9 protein-coding genes are annotated in these 15,554 nt (G+C 43.1%); 1 reads left to right on the top strand and 8 read right to left on the bottom strand.

Annotated elements, in window-relative coordinates:
- Positions 1-316: 316 nt before the first annotated feature.
- From IQ276_RS29570 to IQ276_RS29560, 3 genes are all read right to left on the bottom strand, one after another.
- The gene (locus IQ276_RS29570; RefSeq protein WP_190881786.1) at positions 317-553 is read right to left on the bottom strand and encodes a hypothetical protein; all 237 of its coding nucleotides are present in this window, start codon (positions 551-553) and stop codon (positions 317-319) included.
- Positions 554-1,152: 599 nt separating this feature from the next.
- Positions 1,153-1,500, bottom strand: coding sequence for a hypothetical protein (locus IQ276_RS29565; RefSeq protein ID WP_193922441.1), 348 nt, complete (start codon positions 1,498-1,500; stop codon positions 1,153-1,155).
- Positions 1,501-1,964: 464 nt separating this feature from the next.
- Positions 1,965-2,725, bottom strand: a protein-coding gene (locus IQ276_RS29560; protein WP_373690472.1) for an IS5 family transposase whose coding sequence is annotated in 2 segments (ribosomal slippage) — positions 1,965-2,390 and positions 2,393-2,725 — 759 coding nt in all. Because the reading frame shifts where the segments join, the coding sequence is not laid out codon by codon here.
- A 347-nt stretch (positions 2,726-3,072) separates the two neighbouring features.
- Here IQ276_RS29560 and IQ276_RS29555 point away from each other — a divergent pair.
- Positions 3,073-7,002, top strand: coding sequence for an nSTAND1 domain-containing NTPase (locus IQ276_RS29555; RefSeq protein ID WP_235116084.1), 3,930 nt, complete (start codon positions 3,073-3,075; stop codon positions 7,000-7,002).
- An 811-nt stretch (positions 7,003-7,813) separates the two neighbouring features.
- Here IQ276_RS29555 and IQ276_RS29550 read toward each other — a convergent pair.
- From IQ276_RS29550 to IQ276_RS29530, 5 genes are all read right to left on the bottom strand, one after another.
- Positions 7,814-8,143, bottom strand: a complete 330-nt coding sequence (locus IQ276_RS29550) for a XisI protein (RefSeq protein ID WP_193920674.1) — start codon at positions 8,141-8,143, stop codon at positions 7,814-7,816.
- The gene (locus IQ276_RS29545; RefSeq protein ID WP_193920676.1) at positions 8,131-8,268 is read right to left on the bottom strand and encodes a hypothetical protein; all 138 of its coding nucleotides are present in this window, start codon (positions 8,266-8,268) and stop codon (positions 8,131-8,133) included. Before IQ276_RS29545 ends, IQ276_RS29550 begins: the two co-directional genes overlap by 13 nt.
- 165 nt (positions 8,269-8,433) lie before the next feature.
- Entirely contained in the window at positions 8,434-9,333 is a 900-nt protein-coding gene (locus IQ276_RS29540; RefSeq protein WP_235116083.1) for an ATP-binding response regulator, read from the bottom strand.
- Between the two features lie 44 nt (positions 9,334-9,377).
- Entirely contained in the window at positions 9,378-13,616 is a 4,239-nt protein-coding gene (locus tag IQ276_RS29535) for a PAS domain S-box protein (RefSeq protein WP_235116082.1), read from the bottom strand.
- A 421-nt stretch (positions 13,617-14,037) separates the two neighbouring features.
- On the bottom strand, positions 14,038-15,546 hold the full coding sequence (locus IQ276_RS29530) for a M10 family metallopeptidase domain-containing protein (protein WP_235116081.1): 1,509 nt from the start codon (positions 15,544-15,546) through the stop codon (positions 14,038-14,040).
- Positions 15,547-15,554 lie beyond the last annotated feature (8 nt).

The raw sequence follows: 15,554 nt of genomic DNA, 5'->3' as shown, positions 1-15,554 counted from the left end.
CCAGTATTTTTGCAGCGATCGCACTTTAATAGGAAAATCTCTTGACCGTGCCAATTTTAGATTTTAGATTTTAGATTTTAAATTTTAGATTATTTCGTAGTATTAGCGACCCAGGAGCATCTGACTCGCTAACCCTGCGCTATCAAGCCCCCACCCAGTGTGGTTTCTTTTAATCCAAAATCCAAAATTTAAAATCCAAAATTATTTGACCCCCACTCCCTACTCCTTATTTTCAAGCTAGAGAGCGCACACAGAAAAACAAAAATTTTATCGGATGGAGGAAATCTCCATCCAAAAGTTGAAAAAAACCTGTAATTTAAATTACAGCTTCTTCACGTTGACAATCAAAGACAATCAAGAAAGAAGCGTTTGGGATCTCCTGACGCAGGTGCTGTATATAGCCCTCTGCATCAGAACGACTGCGGAAACGAGCCACAATTTCCCGTTGGGCATCGGGAAGTAAACGAGCGATCGCCCAAGAGTTTAGGCGCTCTTTGTACGCAATAGCCTGATTTCCTAACTTAGAAGCTTTGTATTCGGTATTTTCTGACATAATTATCTTTTCCGTATGAAGTTTCATGAAGGGCGTTAATTAGTTTCTAGGTAGGAATGCACTAACGCTTTTTTTTTAAGCTGCTGCCACCTTGTTATTCGATTATTCATGAATTGTCAATACTTAGGGCAATATTTTAGACAACCTAAGTTCTCAATTCCAGGCATTTATAAGCTTAAAAGCTTGAATTTGCAACTGTTTCCAGAATCAAACAATACTCAAGGTGGAAGGAAAAACAAGTATTAACCCTGGAAGATTTTGATCGACCTACGTAAGTAAAATCTGTATCAGTAATAAAATTATAGAGAGCATTTTAAACAATACCACATAAATTTATAAAAATGAATTTTTCCTAAATACTTAGAAGAGATTTTAGGATGACTCTGAGGATAGTTTTGACAATAAAATCAATCAAATTTGTCAAAGCCTTTGAAAATCAGTCAAATCACAAATCTTCCTGAAAATATGTAATAATCCCGACTTATCTAGCAAGTCAGGATTATTAATATTGTAGGTAGAGTAGTTTCTCAGAAACTAAGAATTCCTGTCAGACATTGCCCCTAAATGTCGATCAAGATTTATTTTTCCCTATCTCTTGACTATTCTTTATCTAGTAGGGATTCAAATTCAGCTTGTAAAGCGGTTATATCTGCCAATCTGGTCACTAATAAATTATCTTTACCAGCATTACTTAAACATACTTTCCAATAACGAATACTATCTGAGTTATTCAACCAAAACTGAATGACTGTATCTACTATTTGATCCAGATTCCAACCCCGCTGTAGTGGAACTGATTCTACAGATTTGAGAAATGTATCTAGTGTACAGGTATGCATTCCCAAATATTCTACGCCAAGGCGGGATGGTTGTTGCCAAATCTGTTGTTGGTGATTAAAAAACTGCAAAAGTGGAGATACTCCTACAATATCAAAAGTGTATTTCATCCCAATCCTCCTAGTTTTTAATTAGTAGCGCTTAAAATTTTGATTAATAAAAGAATGTCTGATAAATATGCCATTTATAAAAAATGTAATAACAATTGTAAAAAATAATGCAACACATATATAAGACCCCTTCCTTGCTAAGGGTAAGGTGCGCGTCAGCCCAGGTGGGGTTATCTGCCGCAAACATTTTTTGAAATATAATTCATGTCTATATCGTAGTTATGAAAATTTAGTTAAAATTTAGCACTCTCAGGTTGGAAGTGCTAAATTAGATTTAATTAGTTAGACTTCTTATTAATGAGTTTCAGGCATAATTTTGCCGATTATATATATTTTTAATAATTATTTAATAAATTCCCTTACGGAATTCCAGAAATGTTTGAGAGCGAAGACGACTAGCAACTTTTTATAAAAAACCTGTTCTCTGGTCTAGTTCTTATACCGTTTCACTTTAGGGCGTGTCATCAATTGAGCCAAATGACAGAAGCAGCCAAATAAATTGCACCCAGAAAGTTGGCAGCGCGTTTGTCGTAGCGCGTTGCGATCGCTCGGTACTGCTTGAGTTTGGCAAAAAAGTTTTCAATGAGATGACGGGCTTTGTATAAATCTCGGTCGTAGTCACGAGGTCTGGTACGGTTGCGTTTAGGAGGAATCACTGCGGTTTTGCCCTGTGCCTGAAGTCGCTCAATTACTCGCTCATCGGCATCATAGCCTTTATCTGCCAGTACTGTGTCCGCCACAATATTGGGTAGCAGTTGGTCAGAGCCATCAAGATCACAAGCTTGTCCGGGTGTCAGGTGAAAGCTCAGTGGGTTGCCCAAAGCATCTACCACAGCATGAATCTTAGTACTCAATCCCCCTTTGCTGCGACCAATGGCTTCTGTGGACGCATCCCCCCCTTTGCACCCGCACTATGCTGGTGGGCGCGGACAATTGTCGAGTCAATCATGGCATATTCGTTATCGGCATCATCGGCCAAGTGCTGAAACACCAGCTCCCACACGCCTGTTTTTGACCATCGACTGAAGCGGGTGTGAATCACCCGAAAATCCCCGAATCTCGATGGCAAGTCACGCCAGGGAATGCCTGCTCGATAACGATATAATACTGCTTCAACAAACAATCGATTATCTTTAGCTGTGGCTCCCACATAGCCCTCTCGCCCAGGTAGCAGGTCTTTGATTCTCTCCCACTGATCATCTCGTAGTGCGTATCGGCGCGTCATCGGTTTCAATAGTGTTTATTCTTTTCCAGCAGTTCTGATTCCAGTTTATCTAATTGATGACATGCCCTAAAGATTTGGGATTTTAGATTTATTTTCGCGTTTGAATTCGGGAGCCACTGGGTTGGACGGGTTCCCCAGCTTAGAGCAAGTGGCGTGGGCTTCAAACCTGTTTAAATTTGGAATGCAAGAATCTTCAATTCCATTATCCAAAATTTAAAATCTCAAATTCGGTGATTTTATCCTTTACCACTTTATACAGATTTTTAGAGAATTTTTACTGTAGTTTTGCTAATAACTAAGTGATAATGCTCTCAGCAATGATTCTCTAAAAATTTCTCTTATTTATCATGCGAGACGCATTGGTAGTTGGAATTAATACCTATAGCTATGAACGTCTGCCTAGTCTCACAGCACCAGCACAGGATGCAGAAGCTATAGCCAAACTACTAGAACAATACGGTCAATTTAATGTTAAACGGCTACCAAGTGTTAAGAATAAAGAAAACAATACTGTTCGTGTTGGTCAAAAGACCCCAGTGACGTTAACGCAGTTAGAAGAGGCCATAGTTCAACTGTTTAAGCCTGAAGGTAAGAATGCTCCAGATACGGCACTACTGTATTTTTCTGGACATGGACTGCGAAAAAACCGGGGTATTCAACAAGGATTTTTAGTCACTAGTGATGTGAATCCAGATTTAGGTAACTGGGGTTTGTCGTTGCAATGGTTGCGTCAACTGCTACAAGACAGCGAGGTAAAACAACAAATTATTTGGCTGGATTGTTGTTATAGTGGTGAGTTACTGAATTTTGCAGAGGCAGATCCTGGAGAGAGAGGTAAAGGACGGGATAGATGTTTTATCGCTGCATCCAGAGAATTTGAAGTGGCTTATGAAGCAATGGGGAGCAGCTATAGTGTATTGACAGAAGCTTTGTTGCAAGGTCTTGATCCAGAGCGATCGCCACAACAATGGGTAACCAACTATACTTTAATTGATTTTCTCCATCATCATTGGGCTAACTACCCGCAACGTCCGATTTTTGCTAACTCTGGTGGTGCAATTGACTTAACACGCACTTGGCAACAGCAAAAGCAGGAGTCTCATAATGCCGTCACTGGCTCGGTTTGCCCTTACCGTGGTTTGCAATACTTTGACTGTAAACAAGAAGACGCTGAATATTTTTTCGGCAGACAAGCATTAACCGACAAATTATTAGAAAAAGTCCGCTCTAGCAACTTCTTGGCGATTTTAGGAGCATCAGGTAGTGGCAAATCGAGTGTAGTTAGGGCAGGTCTACTGTATCAAATTCAACTAGGAAGGCGGTTCTCCGGTAGCGAGAATTGGTCAATTAAGATTTTTCGCCCTGGTGAGCATCCCCTCCAGAGTTTAGCACTGGCATTTTTAGATTCTGGGTTATCAGTAATTGATAGAGCATCCCAGTTAGCCAAAGCAGAGGAACTGCTAGCCAAGGGTGGAGTCGGCTTAGGGCAATTGATTAATGCTGCTGATACTGAACGGGTAATGCTGGTAGCAGATCAATTTGAAGAAGCTTTTACCTTATGCCAGGATGTCGCAGAACGAGAGAAATTTTTTGCCTGTTTAATTGGTGCTTTATCTCACACAGATAAACTCTGCTTAGTATTGACAATGCGGGCAGACTTTTTTGGCAAGTGTGCAGAACAGCAATATAGTGGACTGGCACAACAGATTCAACAGCATCTGGTGACTGTGACACCGATGGAAACTGAGGAATTAAAACAAGCCATTACCGCCCCAGCTTTGAAAGTAGGTTTGCAGGTGCAATCCGAACTGGTGCAGCAAATAATTGCTGATGTCGAGGGTTCACCAGGAAGTTTACCACTGTTACAGTACACCCTGACGGAACTTTGGCAACAGCAGGAATTTACCTTAGCTGCATATACCCGTTTGGGAGGTGTCAAGGGAACTTTAGAAAAACGTGCTAATGAGGTTTATGAGTCTTTATCAAGTGAAGAACAGCCCATTGCCAAGCGGATTTTTCTCGAACTCACCCAGCTAGGAGAGGGAACAGAGGATACCCGCAGACGAGTTTTGCTGCAAAATTTGGTGTCATCACCACAAGAAGCGGTGCTAGTAGAAAGAGTAATTGCCAAGCTGGCGGCTGAAAATGTTCGGCTAGTGGTGACGACTACTTTGGTGGAGAAAGGGACAGAATCGAGTCCTTTGGCTGTAGTAGATGTTGCCCATGAAGCCTTAATTCGTAATTGGTCACTGTTACGCCAGTGGATTTCCGAAAACCGAGAGGCGTTAAGACAACAACGGAAAATTGAGTCAGATGCTCAAGAGTGGCAAAGTAATGGCAAGATTCCGGATTATTTACTGCAAGGGGTAAAGTTGGCGCAGGCTGAAGATTTCTGGCAAAACTCCGGCCAAAGGATTTCTTTAAGCGGTTTAGCACGGGAGTTAATTGCAGCTAGTCAAGCAGAACGAGAGCGAGTGCGACGAGAAGTAGAAGAACGTCAACAGCGAGAGCTTCAGCAACAGATAAAAGCACGTCTTGCAGCACAAACCACTACTAAAGTAGCTGTAGGTTCGACGATTATCGTGAGTGCAGTGGCAATTTTTGCTTTTACCCAGTGGCGAGAAGCTCAAATCCAAGCCGACATTGCCCAACTGCAAAGCTTGAATAGAATTGCCACACTATCTTTAAACTCAGATTCACAACTCGATAAACTAATTAACTACGTCAAAGCTGGAAAGCAACTGCAAAAGGTCGAATCATTAGGTAGAGCAGATGGAGATACCAAGATGCAGTTTGTAGCCAACCTGCGCCAAGTATTTGATGAAACCAGAGAGCAAAACCGTTTTGTGGGGCATGAGGAAGCAGTTAGGCACGTCGCCTTTAGCTCGGATGGCAAGACCATTGCTTCTGCCAGTAATGACAAAACAGTGAAGCTGTGGCGGATTGATGGCACAGAGATTACTACCCTCAAAGGACATGAAGGTTGGGTTTTGCACGTCGCCTTTAGCTCGGATGGCAAGACCATTGTTTCTGCCAGTAATGACAAAACAGTGAAGCTGTGGCGGATTGATGGTACAGAGATTACTACCCTCAAGGAACATGAAAGTTCGGTTTCGCACGTCACCTTTAGCCCAGATGGCAAGACCATTGCTTCTGCTAGTATTGATAATACAGTGAAACTGTGGCGGATTGATGGCACAGAGATTACCACCCTCAAAGGGCATGAAAGTTGGGTTTCGTACGTCACCTTTAGCCCAGATGGGAAGACCATTGCTTCTGCTAGTATTGATAATACAGTGAAACTGTGGCGGATTGATGGCACAGAGATTACTACCCTCAAGGGGCATGAAGGTTCGGTTTCCCACGTCACCTTTAGCCCAGATGGGAAGACCATTGCTTCTGCCAGTAATGACAAAACAGTGAAACTGTGGCGAATTGATGGCACAGAGATTACTACCCTCAAAGCGCATGAGGATGGCGTTTTGCACATCGCCTTCAGCCCAGATGGCAAGACCGTTGCAAGTGGCAGTAATGACAATACAGTAAAACTGTGGCGGATTGATGGCACAGAAATTACTACCCTCAAGGAACATGAAGGTTGGGTTAGGCACATTGCCTTCAGCCCAGATGGCGAGACCATTGCTAGTGGCAGTGGGGACAAAACAGTAAAACTGTGGCGGATTGATGGCACAGAGATTACTACCCTCAAGGGGCATGAGGATGGCGTTTTGCACGTCGCCTTCAGCCCAGATGGCAAGACCGTTGCAAGTGGCAGTAATGACAAAACAGTAAAACTGTGGCGGATTGATGGCACAGAGATTAGTACCCTCAAGGGGCATGAGGCTAAGGTTAGGCACATTGCCTTCAGCCCAGATGGCAAGACCATTGCAAGTGGCAGTAATGACAAAACATTGAAACTGTGGTGGATTGATGGCACAGAGATTACTACCTTCAAGGGGCATGAGGATGGCGTTTTGCACGTCGCCTTCAGCCCAGATGGTAAGACCATTGCTTCTGCCAGTTATGACAAAACATTGAAACTGTGGCGGATTGATGGCACAGAGATTACTACCTTCAAGGGGCATGAGGCTGAGGTTTTGCACGTCACCTTCAGCCCAGATGGCAAGACCATTGCCTCTGCTAGTTATGACAAAACAGTGAAATTGTGGAACCTGAATTTAGATAATTTATTGGTGCAAAGTTGCAATTGGCTACACGACTATCTGAAGAACAGTTCTAGTGTCAGTGGAGATGATAAGCCTCTGTGTAATTCGTAATTCGTAATTCGTAATTAAGAAAGTCAGATATAGGCTGGGTTATGGGGTTTGAATCGGTTGCCACATTTTAGAGAATTGTTATTATTTGATAGTGGGGGCTTTCAACTACGTCACAACATGGTGCGACGAGTATATTCATTCTCTGTAGAGACGGCGATAAATCGCGTCTCTCTAATGTGGCGGTGTTTTAGACGCGATAAATCGCGTCTCTACATGAGGGGTTTCTGGCTTATGCCAAGCGTATTGGGGTAAAACTGGATCTAACTTCTGTGTACACCGTAGTTGCTAAGGGGAGGTTAGCTCAAGCAGAGCTTTAGCAGGGTGGGGTTCCAGGTATTATGGATATCACACCGGTAAAGCCGATGTAGAGTTAGTATTTTCAACTAAAACATGTTGGTTAGTTACTCCGAAACATGCCAGAGTCACTAAAATATGTTGGTTAGTTACTCCGAAACATGCCAGAGTCACTAAAACATGTTCATTGATAAATTAAAAATAAATTTACTAACTAAATCTTATGTTTAACTTATCATTGAATAACTTTCTATAAATAAAAAATTAATTTATTTAATACAAAATTAGCTTTACTTATTAATAAACGAGCATTAGTAACTAAAACATCAACATGTATTAGCTAAGCTTAAGCTGTATTAACTCCAGTTCATAGTTTACTTATACAATATGACTTTTTATAAGTAAAAAATGAATTGATTTAATGCAAAATTATTTTTACTTATAAAATAGGTAGCAATACCTGCGGTGTTTGCTAGCCTACACATACTCTAACCCAAAGGCGATCGCCAAAAAACTATTACGAAACTGCAAACTCTGTATGTTCAAGGCTTCTAAAAGCCAAAACAATCTGCTCTTGAGGAATTCCCGCTTTAACTAAATCTACAGCAACACCCTCTTCTGTACCATCGTGCTGAATCCAAAGTTTATTATCAATAATATCAATGTGTAACAAAGTTCCGTAGATGCGATATCCATTTTGCCACCCAGCCTCCACTAAAAGGTAGCGATCGCTTTCTCTATCGAACACCAATTCGACTTTAACTTCCTCGTCGCTACCCAAAAAATCAGCATACTCTTTCAGCACTTTTTCGACAATGTTGCTATAGTCAATCTTCAGTGAATCCATCGGATAATTTCCTGCTTTAATGTATCGAAGGTCACTAGACGAATAATGCCATCTTCAATCAAAGAATTTTTGACCGTATCGTGATAGATATCTTTAGCAGGCATAGTAGCTTTATTGTACTGCACCTTGGCGATCGCACATCCCACCTCAAAACTAATTGCATATAGCGATTTTCATTTGAATGAGGGACACGTACACGGGTAGGGGCACAACATGTTGTGCCCCTACGATTATCTGTACATCACGCCTGTTGCAATTTGCTGTAAGTACTCAACCGATCGCGATATTATTTACTCCACCTGTAAGCTAATATCAATAATTTCATCGAAGCAGAAGTTACGAACTAAATTTGCTAGTTCTGCTGCTAAGTGAGACTGAGTTGGCTCAATTTGCTCAATTAGTTGGAAAATTCGCTCGGCATCGACTTCAATGGCTGCTTGATTTAATTCTGCTATCCATTGAACAGGCATAACCTGAATTGCAGAGTGAAGATCCAAAATGGGAGATTGAACATTATCTGGCTTTTTATATGTGGCATTTTCACTGCTTTCTTCTGCATAGATATAATCCACCTGCAAGTATTCAGCCATCTTTTCAAAAATCACTTGTTCCCGGAATGGCTTACGAACTAAGTCGTCACAACCTGCGGCTAAGATACTTGCTTGTTGTTCTTCAAAAGCACTGGCAGTTAGAGCAATAATTACAGTACTATGATTGACATCTGTATTTCTTTCTCTGGCTCTAATTTCTTTAGTTGCATCATAGCCGTTCATCACAGGCATCCGCATATCCATCCAAATGAGGTGGGGTTGCCAATTTTGCCAAATTGCGATCGCTTGTTGTCCATTATTAGCCGTTTTGGTAGTAAAACCAACACTTCCAAGCAGTTGCACAATTAAGTCACAGTTTTCTTTGCGGTCATCTACTACCAGAATCCGATAATCTGGTTGGTTGGCTGCCAGTTTAATTACGCGCCCTTTACTTAACTTGGGTGTAGCTTTTAACGCTGCTACTAAATTCACTTGGATGTCAAAGCTAAAAGTAGATCCTTGCCCAGGGCTGCTGGTAATGTGGATGTCGCCCCCCAACAATCGCACAAACTGGCGGCTAATTGTTAATCCTAGCCCAGTTCCCTCCTTAGTTTGGATACCGCTTGTTGTCTGCACAAAAGGCTGAAACAAGTTATTCATTTCTTCTGGTGCTATTCCCCGTCCAGTGTCTTCGATTTCAAAGATTAGGGAATGGGGAGTGGGGAGTGGGGAGTGGGGAGTGGGGGGAGTGTGGGGAGTGGGGGAGAAAGAGAATTTATACTTCCCCCTCCTCCCTCTCCTCCCTTACCTCCCACACCTCCCACACCTCCCCTACTCCCTACTCCCCACTCCCCATTCCCTAACCTCACCCGCAACGTTACCCCGCCAGTTTGAGTAAACTTGACGGCGTTACCCAAAAGGTTAATCAGGACTTGGCGGAGTTTACCTACATCTGTTTGGATGTAGCGGGGGAGATTGGGGGACATTTCAAAGTTGAGGAATAGTTGCTTTGCTTGTGTCCGCACCTGGAACATTTCTTGTAATGTTTGCAACAAAAAATAAAGGTCGAAGTCTTCGGGGTTGAAAATGATTTGTCCGGCTTCAATTTTGGACATTTCTAAGACATCGTTAATCAGGTTTAACAAGTGTTCTCCACTACGGTTAATGGTAGTTAAAGATTCACGCTGATTCGAGTTGAGGCTGGTGTCTCGTTCCATTAATTGGGAAAAGCCGAGAATCGCATTTAAAGGGGTACGGAGTTCGTGACTCATGTTAGCCAAAAAAGCGCTTTTGGCTCGGTTGGCGGTTTCGGCTGCTTCTTTGGCAATTCTCAGGGCTTCTTCTGCTTGATGTCTGGCTCGACCGATCGCTATTATTTCACCTACGAGTTTCAATAAATTAATATCTTCTTGGTTCCAGGTTTTGGTATAATGAATCATCGCTGCACCAACAAACCCAACGACTCTGCCAGCATGAAGCATGGGCACAGCGAGTAAAGATTGAAAGGACATGGTTTCAAACAATTGTCGCTCAGGTAGATGGGGGGGTAGTTCTTCCACACGAGAGATTTGGCGATGTCTACCACGGAGAATCGGCTCGTAGAAATAGGGGAAAACTTCCACGGGCGAACCTCTGGCTATATCAATCAATGGTGGAACATCTTCACCACACCATTCATGGATGAGGTTAAATTCTTGTTGATCGTTGGAACATTCAAATATACAACTGTGTTCAACATCAATAAATTGAGCGATCGCTCGCAGTGTAAAATTAATTGCTGTTTCTAAATCTTGGTCAATAAATTGCCGAGATATGCTACTAATTAAACTTTCTGCTTGGGTACGACGTTGTAGGGCTGCTTCTGCTAGTTTGCGATCGCTAATATCACGAGCTACGCCAACAATCTGATAGTTACCCTGGGCATCTTGTGTGCGGACTGCATTAGAAGTTAGCCAAACCCAGCCTTTAGTTCGGTGTTTGGCGCGGTATTCAGTATCGGAAATTCCCTCGCCTGTTGCCAGGATAGTTTGGGCTACTTCTAGACATTTTGGCACATCATCAGGATGAGTAAACAATGCCAAGGAATTACCCTCCATTTCGCTGGGGGCAAATCCGGTAGTCTTCAAGATATTTGGGGAAATATAGTTGAAAACACCATCAGGAGTGACAACAAAAAGCACGTCATTGACTTTTTCAACGATAGTGCGAAACTTTAACTCGCTTTGCTGGAGGGCGGCTTCTGCTTGTTTGCGTTCGCGCAGCGCGGCTTGCCGTTCGCTAATATCTGTAAATACGCAATCGAGACAAGATTCTTCAGAGTTGAGGCGCAGTGACAACAATAGCCAAACCAAAGAACCATCCAGGCGACGCATTGCGACTTCAAAGTTGCATACTTCGCCGTACTCTTCTACCTGTTTTAAAATCGATGCCCGTTCGCTGGGATTTACATATAAATCAGTGATAAAATACTTGGCAATTAAGTCAGAAGCATAGGCAAAACCCAGGATATTTGCACCGCGATCGTTAGCATCAAGAATTAAGCCATCTTCGGGACGAGTGCGAAAAATCCCCACTTGGGAATTCTCAAAGATGTTGCGGTACTTCATTTCACTACGACGCAAAGCTTCTTCTGCTTGCTTGCGTTCTGTGATATCGCGTCCCACACCTGCGATCGCAATTTCACCACTAGAAGTATTAATTGTTGAAGTATTAAAATTAAACCATCGCCAACTGTTGTCTTTGTGTCGCAATCGCACTTCAATATTAGTCAGCTTTTCGCCAGTCATCGCCCTTTGTAAGGCGGCGGCGCTAGTTGGTAAATCTTCAGGTTTGGTAAACTCTACCACAGAATGACCTTCAATTTCCTGCAAGCTGTAACCCATAATTGCCGTGACATTCGGCGAGTGATAAGTAAAAATTCCCTCTGGCGACAGGACAAATATCAAATCATTGGCATTTTCCACGATGCTGCGGAATTTTAACTCACTTTCTTGCAGGGCTGCTTGGGCGCGTTTGCGTTCTGTGGCATCGGTGCCCACTGAAAGAATCTCGATTAAGTTTCCTTGTTCATCTAAAATGGGTTTATTCGCCCAGACTATCCAAACGCGATCGCCATTTTTGCACAAATTCTCGTTTTCGTTAAATAGATAGTTTTCTGGGTACAGGCAAATATCCACCATTAACGCCTGCAAATCACGTCCAGAAGTTTCGGTTTCTGGAACAATTGTACCGACAACATTGCGTCCTGTAATTTCATCTACATCGAAACCAAACAGCCTTTGACCGTAGTCATTTAAAAATATAATGTCACCATTGCTATCCCAACGCAGAATGATGCAGTTCGCTGTTTGCACCAAATCACGATATTGTGCTTCCCTTTGGCGTAAGGCTTCCTGGGTGCGTTTGCGAGCAGTTATATCCCGCACAATTGCTAAAATATGACGCTTGCCATTATAAATGCAAGTCGTTCCTTTGACTTCCACATCGATTAAAGTGCCATCTTTGCAGATATCAACTGCTTGTCCATCAAATTGCTCACCAGCTCGTGTTTTCTCTACAAATTCATGGAAAACAGAATGTGAATCTGGGTGAATATAAACAGATGGATGCAAAGCCATAAATTCTTCGTAGGTATAACCGTGCATCTGGCAAGCAGCAGGATTAATCTCGGCAACTGTTTCAGTTTCTATTTCAGTAATAAATAGTCCATCATTGATAGCTTCAAAAATACTGCGGTATTGCAACTCACTTTGTCGCAGTGCTTCTTCAGATCTTTGGCGTTGAGTAACATCGCGGAAACTCCAGACTCTACCAATAATTTGTTCGCCGACGCGTTGAGGACAGGAGTAACGCTCAAATATTCTGCCATCCCGCAGTTCTAAGGAATCGTAACTAACTACTTCCGGGTTTTGGTATAATTCTCGGACGCGTTGTAAAAATCCATCGGGGTCTTTTAGTTGGTTTGCCAGATGCGCTAGCCGTCGGGGATGATCTGGTTCCGTCAAAAGTTCTGGTGGAATTGACCACATTTCTAAGAACTTTTGATTGAAACTAGTTATATTACTAGAAGTATTGACTACTAAGATACCATCTTGAATTGATTCAAAGATAGCATTTAACAAAGATAAAGAATTTTCTAGAGCTATTTGGGTTTTTTTGCGGTCTGTAATATCGCGCCCCAAAACAAGTATTGCCTTGCGTCTACCATCCTGGTGAAACAGAGGAGCTTTAATCATATCTAAACTGCTCATTGTTCCATCAGGTCGCGGTATAATTTCTTCTACCCGATGCACAGATCCAAACTGCCAAGATTGTTCATCTGTTTTGCTGCAATAAAGCAAAGCATCGTGATAAAAATCGGTAAATTCGGCCAGTTCTGAGTCAGTTTTGCCTCGATAATCAACGCCTTGTAGTTCTAAAAATTCGAGGTTAGCTTGGTTTGACAGCAACCATTTTCCCTCGCCGTCTTTTAAACAGATAATATCGGGTGTAGCGTTAATTAATGTCTGCAACCGCTCCTCAATCTCTTGCAAAGATTCTTGAGCTTGTTTTGTTTCAGTGATATCTCGAATTACCAGTATTGCACAGCGATCGCCACTCAATCCGATGCAGCTACCAGAAATTTGTAATGTTAAAGTGCGATCGCCCTGCTGCAACTGATAATTTGTTGTTTCATACTCCCCATTCAGTAGCCGCACATGTGGATAGCGGGGTAAAGCAACTAACTTTCCAGCCTGGGTTAAGGGTAGCAAATCAGTGAACCTCAAGCCGCAGAGACTACCGTGGGCTTGGTTAACCAGAAATGCAAAACTAGAATTGCACCATTGAATGAGTTGGTCTTCTCCTACCCAGACTACAGCATCAGCGATCGCATCCAGTGTGACTTGCATCTTGTTCACGGTGACTTGCAATTGCTCTACCTGCTCTAGCTGTTGTCTACTCATCAACGACTCCCCTTCAAATAATCAGTAATAATTATCAGTTCAATCCTTTACAAATTAATAATCATGTGCTGTTGATGATACTAATAAATCTGTATAGCGATTGTATCGTTACTCCAGGACTGGAATATTCGACTACAGTAAAACTACACATTACCTTCAAATTTTCCGGAACTCACAGCAAATTTCACTTCCTCTGGGCGGCTGTGTCTTGGAAAGTTCTGATGCTCGGAAACCTCCGCTGCGCCTCTGCGTGAGAAAAAAACCTAATTATTCTATCCCAATACTGCTCGGATAAGCAGGGGAAGCAGGGGAAGCAGGGGAGGCAGGGGAGGCAAAACTCAACGCCAGCTTCCATTTCTCCCCCGGCTATTGAACAGCTTGCCTCAACCAAGAAATTCCAAAACCTACGCAGTATTGCATTCTATCCAGCCGACCATTTATTGCAATGGGCTAATGCCCCTGGGAAAATATCTTTGCCCCATTGCTCAGCAATGCGCTCGAACGGTTGAAAGTCATCATGGACGATTTTGCCAGCCCGCTTGATTACTTGGAGCTTGTCACCACCCCCCATGACATCGCGCCGCTCCTCAGCAGTCACACCATAACAGTTATCGTCTCCACCAGGACAGCGGGGGTGTGACAAACCAATAGCGTGACCAAACTCGTGAGCCGAAGTGATTTGTGTATTTGTTGCCTGCTCTGGGTGGCGTCCTGTTGGATCGACTACCTGCTTCGTCTCTGTTCTTGGCTTATTATCGTTGACTTTTAAGTTGCCTTCTTGGCCCATGTTAGAGCGGCCTTCTCCTACATCTGAGAAGATGTGTATTAACTTGTGTTCGCCGCTATCGACAACACTAACAACAACCTTAGTTTGAAGTGCCTTGATGGAACCAACAGGACAAGTAGGTCGTACCGATCCCTTCCCCGACCAAGTTTCCTCAACGACTTGCTTAAAGTCAGCCTTGAACTGTTGAAGGCCAGCCTGAGTTTCTTTTTCCCAGTTAGGCGTGCCAGGGGATGCTGTGCCAAACTTAGCACTTTCTACCTCAAACCTCACGCGAAAGAAGAGAGTGACAACGCCTGCATCTGGATCTACTGCACCATCAAAACGTCCATCGAACAGATCGGATTTAAAGTATCGAGCTTCTTTGGGCGCACCAAGAAAGCTCATAACGTCTGCAATTTGGTCACTAGGCAAGGCAGCCAATTCACCGTTGTGAGCAGCAACGAAGTCCAGCCAAGGTTTTCCCTTCTCTCTTACAACTCGCATAGCAGTGACTAGCCGTGGTCCTCCTACAAATCCGCCAGCCTGCTCATCGTTACGAACATCTTCTGGCAAAGCCTGCAACCGAGGCAGGAGATTGAACATTGCGTGTCCCTGAATGGCTGCCAGAGTTTCCTCATTTTCCTTTTTGCACTGAATAATAAGGCCTGAGGGACTCTCAATATTATCTCCGACTTGTAAACCTTTATCAGTAGCCAATTGTATGGATGGCTTAGTTTCTACTTTCTCTTCTTCCTCCTCACAGGCTGCACATTTGCGCTGCAAGGAATTTTGTACAGGCTTTACGCTAGCAGCGTTAAGTTTGTCTGGCACAACCATCCGCATCACCTGATTTGCCATCCAATCTGCTTCCTGCTCATACTTGTCCCCTGGTTCTCCCACCGTCAGTTTTGCCTGGGGACGACGCAACGCTATGCGACTAATGTCGTGACCAAAAGACGGTTGCTCAATGGCTTTCAAGGATTCCCCGTCAGCAACCTGGGTTTCTTCAAGGTTGTTTGACTCTGAGGTTGCTGTTTGGATATTATTCGTTGGTAAACCAAAGCCACGTATTGGGTTCGCCAGGGTCGGAGTATTTGGTGAGACAAGGGATGGATTTGAAAATGATGTACCTGCTTTCTTACGCCCAAAGGTGTAATTGTTCATCTCACCCT

Source organism: Desmonostoc muscorum LEGE 12446 (assembly GCF_015207005.2).
Classification (GTDB): Bacteria; Cyanobacteriota; Cyanobacteriia; order Cyanobacteriales; family Nostocaceae; genus Nostoc; species Nostoc muscorum.
This window is presented reverse-complemented; position numbering and strand designations above follow the sequence as displayed.

What these genes read in the sequence shown, in the direction of transcription:
- IQ276_RS29555 (WP_235116084.1), top strand. Translation starts at nt 3,073, where the DNA reads ATGCGAGACGCATTGGTAGTTGGAATTAATACCTATAGCTATGAACGT.
- IQ276_RS29530 (WP_235116081.1), bottom strand. Translation starts at nt 15,546, where the DNA reads ATGAACAATTACACCTTTGGGCGTAAGAAAGCAGGTACATCATTTTCA.
- IQ276_RS29550 (WP_193920674.1), bottom strand. Translation starts at nt 8,143, where the DNA reads ATGGATTCACTGAAGATTGACTATAGCAACATTGTCGAAAAAGTGCTG.
- IQ276_RS29565 (WP_193922441.1), bottom strand. Translation starts at nt 1,500, where the DNA reads ATGAAATACACTTTTGATATTGTAGGAGTATCTCCACTTTTGCAGTTT.
- IQ276_RS29535 (WP_235116082.1), bottom strand. Translation starts at nt 13,616, where the DNA reads ATGAGTAGACAACAGCTAGAGCAGGTAGAGCAATTGCAAGTCACCGTG.
- IQ276_RS29540 (WP_235116083.1), bottom strand. Translation starts at nt 9,333, where the DNA reads ATGAATAACTTGTTTCAGCCTTTTGTGCAGACAACAAGCGGTATCCAA.
- IQ276_RS29570 (WP_190881786.1), bottom strand. Translation starts at nt 553, where the DNA reads ATGTCAGAAAATACCGAATACAAAGCTTCTAAGTTAGGAAATCAGGCT.